The sequence below is a fragment of the Kineosporia sp. R_H_3 genome (genome assembly GCF_002198675.1).
Taxonomy (GTDB): Bacteria; Actinomycetota; Actinomycetes; order Actinomycetales; family Kineosporiaceae; genus R-H-3.
Window position 1 is genome coordinate 15,700 of record NZ_MWLL01000111.1, and the last position, 6,991, is coordinate 22,690.

The 6,991-nt window shown below is 73.2% G+C and carries 5 protein-coding genes; 2 read left to right on the forward strand and 3 right to left on the reverse strand.

Annotated elements, in window-relative coordinates; translation table 11 throughout:
- Window positions 1–115: 115 nt before the first annotated feature.
- Both pfkB and ECOMGDLI_RS10755 read right to left on the reverse strand, forming a co-directional pair.
- Window positions 116–1,060, reverse strand: a complete 945-nt coding sequence (gene pfkB / locus ECOMGDLI_RS10750) for a 1-phosphofructokinase (RefSeq protein ID WP_088316834.1) — start codon at window positions 1,058–1,060, stop codon at window positions 116–118.
- The gene (locus tag ECOMGDLI_RS10755) at window positions 1,057–1,818 is read right to left on the reverse strand and encodes a DeoR/GlpR family DNA-binding transcription regulator (RefSeq protein WP_088316835.1); all 762 of its coding nucleotides are present in this window, start codon (window positions 1,816–1,818) and stop codon (window positions 1,057–1,059) included. Before ECOMGDLI_RS10755 ends, pfkB begins: the two co-directional genes overlap by 4 nt.
- A gap of 163 nt (window positions 1,819–1,981) precedes the next feature.
- Here ECOMGDLI_RS10755 and ECOMGDLI_RS10760 point away from each other — a divergent pair, with 163 nt between their 5' ends.
- Window positions 1,982–3,514, forward strand: a complete 1,533-nt coding sequence (locus tag ECOMGDLI_RS10760) for an NCS2 family permease (RefSeq protein ID WP_088316836.1) — start codon at window positions 1,982–1,984, stop codon at window positions 3,512–3,514.
- A 105-nt stretch (window positions 3,515–3,619) separates the two neighbouring features.
- Here the strand turns inward: ECOMGDLI_RS10760 and ECOMGDLI_RS10765 are convergent, their stop codons facing one another.
- Window positions 3,620–5,452, reverse strand: coding sequence for a bifunctional UDP-sugar hydrolase/5'-nucleotidase (locus tag ECOMGDLI_RS10765; protein WP_088316837.1), 1,833 nt, complete (start codon window positions 5,450–5,452; stop codon window positions 3,620–3,622).
- Window positions 5,453–5,742: 290 nt separating this feature from the next.
- Between ECOMGDLI_RS10765 and mshD the strand changes: the two genes are divergently transcribed.
- Window positions 5,743–6,867 carry a mycothiol synthase gene (gene mshD / locus ECOMGDLI_RS10770; RefSeq protein WP_233153400.1) on the forward strand — a complete coding sequence of 375 codons (1,125 nt, stop codon included), beginning with the start codon at window positions 5,743–5,745 and terminating at the stop codon, window positions 6,865–6,867.
- The last annotated feature ends 124 nt before the right edge of the window (window positions 6,868–6,991 follow it).

Below are 6,991 nucleotides of genomic sequence, written 5' to 3' on the forward strand. Positions count from 1 at the left end.
GGTGCGGGGTGTTCGGCGGTGCGGTGTTCGGCCGTGCGGGACGTTCGGGCAGTGCGGTACCGCCCTGCGGCCGGTGACGCTCACCGGTCGCAGGTGGGTTCGTGGGTGGCTGCGCTCAGCCGCCGGCGGGCAGCCTCCGGGCCGGGTCGGGATCGGGGTCGAGGACGACGAGCTCGGGGTGGACGTCGGCCGGGCCGGGCATCCGGCTGCCGGGCAGGCTGACGGCGGCCGTCCCCCAGGCGACGGCCGCCGCCAGCGCCTCCCGGCCGCGGCCTCCTCCGGCGAGGAAGCCGGCGAGCAGGGCGTCCCCCGCCCCGACCGAGCTCAGCGGGTGCACGTGCGGGCCGCGCGCGTGCAGCACGCCCTCCGGTCCGACGAGGAGCGCTCCGTCGGCGCCGAGGCTGGCGAGCACCTGCCCGGCCCCGGCGTCGAGCACGTCGCGGCAGGCCTTGACGACGTCGCCGACCGTCTCCAGGGGCCGCCCGACGAGCTCCTCGAGCTCCTCGGCGTTCGGCTTCACGAGGGCCGGCCGGGCGGCGATGCCCGCCGCGAGCGCCGGGCCGCTCGTGTCGAGGACGGCCAGCGCGCCCGCACGGTCAGCGAGGTGCACGATCCGCGCGTAGAGGTCGACGTCCGCGCCCGGTGGCAGCCGGCCGCTGAGGACGACCCACTCCGCGCTGCCCGCCTGCCCGGCGACGACGCCGAGCACGGCCGACGTCTCGGCGTCGGTGAGGGCGGCACCGGGCTCGTTGAGCTTGGTCGTCGTGCCGTCCGGCTCGACGACCGTGACGTTGGACCGGGTCGAGCCCGAGATCGGCACGCCGACGACCTCGATGCCGGCGACCTCGAGCATCGCCGCGAGGTGGTGGCCCTCCGCCCCGCCGAGAGCGACCACGGCGGTCGTCCTGATCCCGTGCGCCGACAGCGCCCGGGCGACGTTGATGCCCTTGCCGCCCGGGTCGACCCGGCAGGACGTCGCGCGGTGCACGGTGCCGCGGCGCAGCTCGTCGACGACGATCGTCCGGTCGACGCTCGGGTTGAGGGTGATCGTGAGGATCATGCGAGCACCACCCTCGGCCCGGCCGCCCGCAGCCGCTCGGCGTAGCCGGCGTCGAGGCCGGTGTCGCTGATGACGACGTCGATGTCGTCGAGCGCGGCGAAGCGCGCGAGGTGGTCCACGCCGACCTTGCTGTGGTCCGCGAGCAGCACGGTCCGGCGGGCCGAGCCGATCATCGCCCGCTTGACCGCGGCCTCGTTGTGGTCCGGCGTCGTGAGCCCGCGCTCGATGCTCAGACCGTTGGTGCCGACGAACGCGACGTCGACGTAGGTGTCCTCGAGGGCCTTGAGCGCCCAGGAGTCGACGGCCGCGAGCGTGCGGCCGCGGACCCGGCCCCCGACGAGGAGCACGGTGAGGTTGGGCCGGGCGGACAGCGACATCGCGATCGGCAGCCCGTTGGTGACGACGACGAGCTCACGGTCCAGCGGCAGCGCCTCGGCGAGCCGGGCGGTCGTCGTGCCGGCGTCGAGGAGCACGGACCCCTCGTCGGGCAGCTCGGCGAGGGCGAGCTTGGCGATCCGCTCCTTCTCCGACGTGAGCACGGCGTCCCGCGCCGCGAGCCCGGGCTCGAAGCCGAGCCGCTCGACGGGGATCGCACCGCCGTGCACCCGGCGCAGCAGGCCGTGCCGCTCGAGGACCTTGAGGTCGCGGCGGATCGTCTCCGTCGTGACGTCGAGCGCCTCGGCGATGGCCGCGACGTCGACCCGGCCCGCGGACCGGGCGTTCTCGACGATCCACTGCTGGCGCTCCTCGGCGTACATCGGCGCACCTCCCGGTCATCCTCGACGTGACCTAATTCATACGCCCGCCCCGCACGGCATGTCAATAGACAACAACACACTCGAAGACGAAACAACATCGACAGCACGAGAAGCCACCAAGATCGTCACGATCGTCCGTCGGGCGTCCGACGGCTCTGGCACGATGCGCGCGTCAGCACCCCGTCTCCCGCCGGAACGGCAGAGAGAGGCAGCCTCCGTGCCCGCACAGACATCGTCCGGAGCCACCGTCCTGGACCGCTGGTTCAAGCTCTCGGAGAGGGGGACCACCGTCGCGCGCGAGGTGCGCGGAGGCCTGGTCACCTTCTTCACGATGGCGTACATCGTCGTCCTCAACCCGCTCATCATCGGCACCCAGAAGGACGGCACCGGCGTCTTCCTCGGCGGCACCGCCGATGCCCCGAACCTCGCCAAGGTCGCCGCGGCGACCGCCCTCGTCGCCGGCCTCATGACGATCCTCATGGGCGTCGTCGCGAACTACCCTCTCGCGCTGGCGACCGGCCTGGGGCTGAACGCCTTCGTGACGTTCGGCATCGCCCAGCTCCCGGACATGACCTGGGCCGACGCGATGGGCCTCGTCGTGCTCGAGGGCCTCATCATCCTGGGCCTGGTCCTCACCGGGTTCCGGACCGCGGTGTTCCACGCCGTGCCGATCCAGCTCAAGACGGCGATCAGCGTCGGCATCGGCCTGTTCATCACGATCATCGGCTTCGTCGACGCCGGCATCGTGCGCCGCACGGGCGCGGGCCCGGTGCCCGTCGAGCTCGGCGTCGGCGGCTTCCTCGCGGGCTGGCCGACCGTCGTCTTCGTCGTCGGCCTGCTGACGATGGCGGTGCTCATGCTCCGCAAGGTCAAGGGCGCGATCCTCATCGGGATCGTCACCGCGACGGTCGTGGCGATCGTCGTCGAGGCGATCGCGAAGATCGGCCCGAGCTTCACCCCGCCGGACAAGGTCAACCCCACCGGCTGGGGCCTCAACGTCCCGAAGCTGCCCTCGCAGGTCACCGACGTCCCCGACTTCGGCCTGCTCGGCCAGTTCAGCCTCTTCGGCTCCTTCTCGAAGATCGGTGTCGTCACCGCGGTGCTGCTCGTCTTCACCCTGCTGCTCGCCGACTTCTTCGACACGATGGGCACGATGGTCGCGATCGGGGCCGAGGCGAACCTGCTCGACGAGGAGGGCATCCCGCCGAACACCGAGCGGATCCTCGTCGTCGACTCGATCGCGGCGGCCGCCGGCGGCGCGGCGAGCGTCTCGAGCAACACCTCGTACATCGAGTCGGCGGCCGGGGTCGGCGAGGGCGCCCGCACCGGTCTGGCGAGCGTCGTCACCGGCGTGCTCTTCCTGCTCGCGACGGTGTTCGCCCCGCTCGTCGCCGTCGTCCCCTACGAGGCGGCGACGCCGGCGCTCATCATCGTCGGCTTCCTCATGATGACCCAGGTCAAGGGGATCGACTGGGACGACATGGAGATCGCCCTCCCGGCGTTCCTCACGATCGTCCTCATGCCGTTCACGTACTCGATCACCGCGGGCATCGGGGCGGGCTTCGTCTCGTTCGTCGTCCTCAAGCAGGCCCGGGGCAAGGCGTCGCAGGTCCACCCGCTGCTGTGGGTCACCTCGGCGCTGTTCGTCGTGTACTTCACGATCGACCCGATCAAGCAGCTGCTCGGCGTCGGCTGACGCCCGGCACCCGCGCGACGCGAAGGGCGGCACCCCGGCCGGGGTGCCGCCCTTCGTCCGTGCGGTGGTTCGGGTCGTTCGGTCGTGCGGGTCGGGCCGCCCCGGTCAGGGAGCGGCGGGCAGGTCGGCGTTCGTCGCCCGGTTCGGCGTCGGCGCCACGAGGTTCGGGTTCGCCCCGAAGTAGTTGATGAGCTCGTCGAGGTCGACCCCGCCGCCGGTGCGCGCCGTGCCGTTGCGCAGCTCGAAGAAGGAGTCCCCGCCGTCGGCGAGGAACGAGTTCACCGTGACCCGGTAGGTCGCGGCCGGGTCGACGAGGACGCCGTCGAGCTTCAGGGTGTCCGCGAGGATCCTGCTGCCCAGCGGTGCCGACGGCGAGTAGCTGAACGTCAGCCCCTCGGAGATGCCCAGGTGCAGGAAGGACTCGACGCCCGAGCGGACGGCCCACTGCTGCTCGAGGACCGTCTTCACCTGCGCACCCGTGAGGGTCATCGTCACGAGCGTGTTCGCGAAGGGCTGGACGGCGAAGGCCTCGCCGTACGTGACGACACCCGGGCCCTCACCCGCCGGGCTGCTCGCGTAGGTGAGGTCGGCCCGGACACCACCGGGGTTCATGAGCGCGATCTGCGCCCCGTTGGGCTCCGTCCGGGCGAGCTGCGCGTCCGCGATGAGATCGCCGAGCGCCGACTCCGTGTTGCGCGCGGCGCTCCGGGTGATGTCACCCGGCCCCTGGAACGTCCCGACGGCCCGGTTCGCGAGCGGCGCGGAGAGCGCCGTCCACTTGGTGACGATCGCCTGCACGGCGGGGTCCGGCGTCCCGACCGGCCCGGCGGCGTTCGCGTTCTGCACCGGCCGGTTGACCGCCGTCACCGACGACCGGACGACGTCCTTGGTGCGCCGGTCGAGCTGGAGGTTCGTCTCGGTGACGAGCCGGCCGTACGCCATCGCGCTCGTGACGGAGCGGGGCTTGCCCGCCGGGTCCGGGATCGAGCACGTGTACGGCTGGTGGGTGTGACCGCTCACCACCATGTCGATGCTCGGCGCGAGGTTCTGCGCGATCGACACGATCGGTCCGGAGATCGCCGCCGCGCCGTTCGCCCCCGTGCACGGGAAGTTGTACGCCGCACCGGACGGCGGCAGGCCGCCCTCGTGGACGAGGACGACGATCGCCTCGACGCCGCGCCGGCGCAGGTCCTTCGCGGCGAGGTTCGCCGTGACGACCTCGTCGCGGAAGTCGAGGTCCTTGATGCCCGCCTGCGCGACGAGCTCGGGGGTGCCCTCGAGCGTCATGCCGATGAAGCCGACCTTGATGTGGTCGACCTCGGTGACCCAGGTCGGGGGGAGCACCGTGCGACCCGTGGACCGGCGGAACCACGAGCCGTAGTCCCTGACCGGCCGCGGCGCGCGGACCCCGTCCTTCCAGGTGACGTTCGCCGCGAGCCACGAGAAGTCGGCGCCGGAGTAGCCGTCCTCGTCGAAGCACCCGGTCGGGTGGCAGCCGCCGTACTGCATGCGCAGCAGCTCGCCGGCGCCCTCGTCGAACTCGTGGTTGCCGACGCTCGAGACGTCGAGCCCGAGGGCGTCGAGCGCCTCGACGGCCGGCTCGTCGTGGAACAGGCCCGAGACGACCGGGCTGGCCCCGATGAGGTCGCCGGCCGCGACGGTGAGGGTGTTCTTCTTGCCGGTCCGCAGGGTCTGCAGCGTCGAGGCGAGGTAGGCCGCGCCGCCGTAGAAGTCGGTCGACGCCTGCCCGGGCAGCCGGCCGTCCCCGCCCCCGGGCGGCGCGAGGTGGCCGTGGAAGTCGTTGAAGCTGAGGATCTGCAGGTCGACCGGTCGCGGGCGGGCCTCGGCGGTGGAGCCGACCGCCCCTGCCGCGACCAGCGCGCCGACCGTGAGGGCGCCGACCGCGGCCGCCCTCCGACCTCTGAGTCGTGCTCCCATACCTGTTCTCCCCTGTCGCTCTCCCCGGCGCGGTCCCGGCGCGGCTCCCGAGCAGCGCACGAACCACCACCGACCATGCCAAGTCGTGAACGTTGGGACACTACTGACCGAACGGTCAGGATCACCAGGGGTAGATACTGTTCGGTTCCGAACAACCATCTGCCGTTCACGCGGAGCGACCCGGTGGTACACCCGGCCCGATGGTGCAGCCGAGCGGTCACGATGCGTCACCCGGGTGACCGCCGGGCGACTGCCGCGGTGGTGCGAGCCCCCTCGCCTAGGCTGTGGCGGTGGACCCCGCCGTGCAGCCCGCCCCCGACCGGCGCGACGTCCCCGGAGCGCGGCTCGTCGTCACGGGCACGCTCGCACCGGCCGACGTGGCCCGGGTCTTCGCCCTCGTCGACGCGGCCACCGTGGCCGACGGCGTCCGCCCGCTGAGCGAGCACGTCACCCTCCACGTCCGGTACGGCGGCGAGGGGCCGGACCGGAACCTGCTGCTCGTCGTCCCGGACGACGGTGCGCAGCCGGACGACGGGACGCCCGCCGCCGGCGCCGGGTCGCCACCGCCCGTCGTCCGGCCCGGCGAACGGCTCGTCGGCTACGCCCACCTGGACCCGACGGACGTCGTCGCGGGCGCCGCGGTGGAGATCGTCGTCCACCCGGGCTCCCGCGGGGCCGGCCACGGCCGGCGTCTCGTCGAGGCCGCCGCGGCGGCCACCCCCGACGGCCGGTTGCGGCTGTGGGCGCACGGCGACAACTCCTCGGCGCGGGCGCTCGCGGCGTCCCTGGGGTTCCGCGAGGTGCGCCGGCTGGAGCAGATGCGTCGCTCGCTGTGGTCGCCGCTGCCCGAGGCCCGGATCCCGGACGGGGTCACGGTCCGTGCGTTCCGGCCCGGCACGGACGACGCGGAGTGGCTGGCGCTCAACGCCAAGGCCTTCGCCCACCACCCGGAGCAGGGCGGCTGGACGGCGGCCGACCTCGGCGCCCGGATGCGCGAGGCCTGGTTCGACCCCGGGGGCTTCCTCGTCGCCTTCGACGACACGACCGGCGCGATGGTCGCCTTCCACTGGACGAAGATCCACGGCGGCGACGGGCACGACCGCGGCCCCGCGGCCACCGGCCGGGCCGCGGCCGACGGCGCCGACCCGCAGCCGCACGCCCACCCGCACGCCCACGACCCGATCGGCGAGGTCTACGTCGTCGGCGTCGACCCGGCCGCCCAGGGCCGCGGGCTCGGCCGGGCGATGACCCTCGCGGGTCTGCAGTGGCTGCGCGCCCGGGGCCTGCCGCAGGCGATGCTCTACGTCGAGGCCGACAACGCCCCGGCCCTCGCCGTCTACCGCAGCCTCGGGTTCACCCACTGGGACACCGACGTGATGTTCTCCCGGCCGACGGGCGCTGCTCCGGACCGGTGACGGCCGACCGGCGGGTGACGTCGGCACCTACGCCCCGAACACGCAGGCATGACACGATGCCGGTATGAGTACGCCGGCGGCCGAGAGCAGTTCCGACCCGACGCCGCCGGCGTACTCATACCGG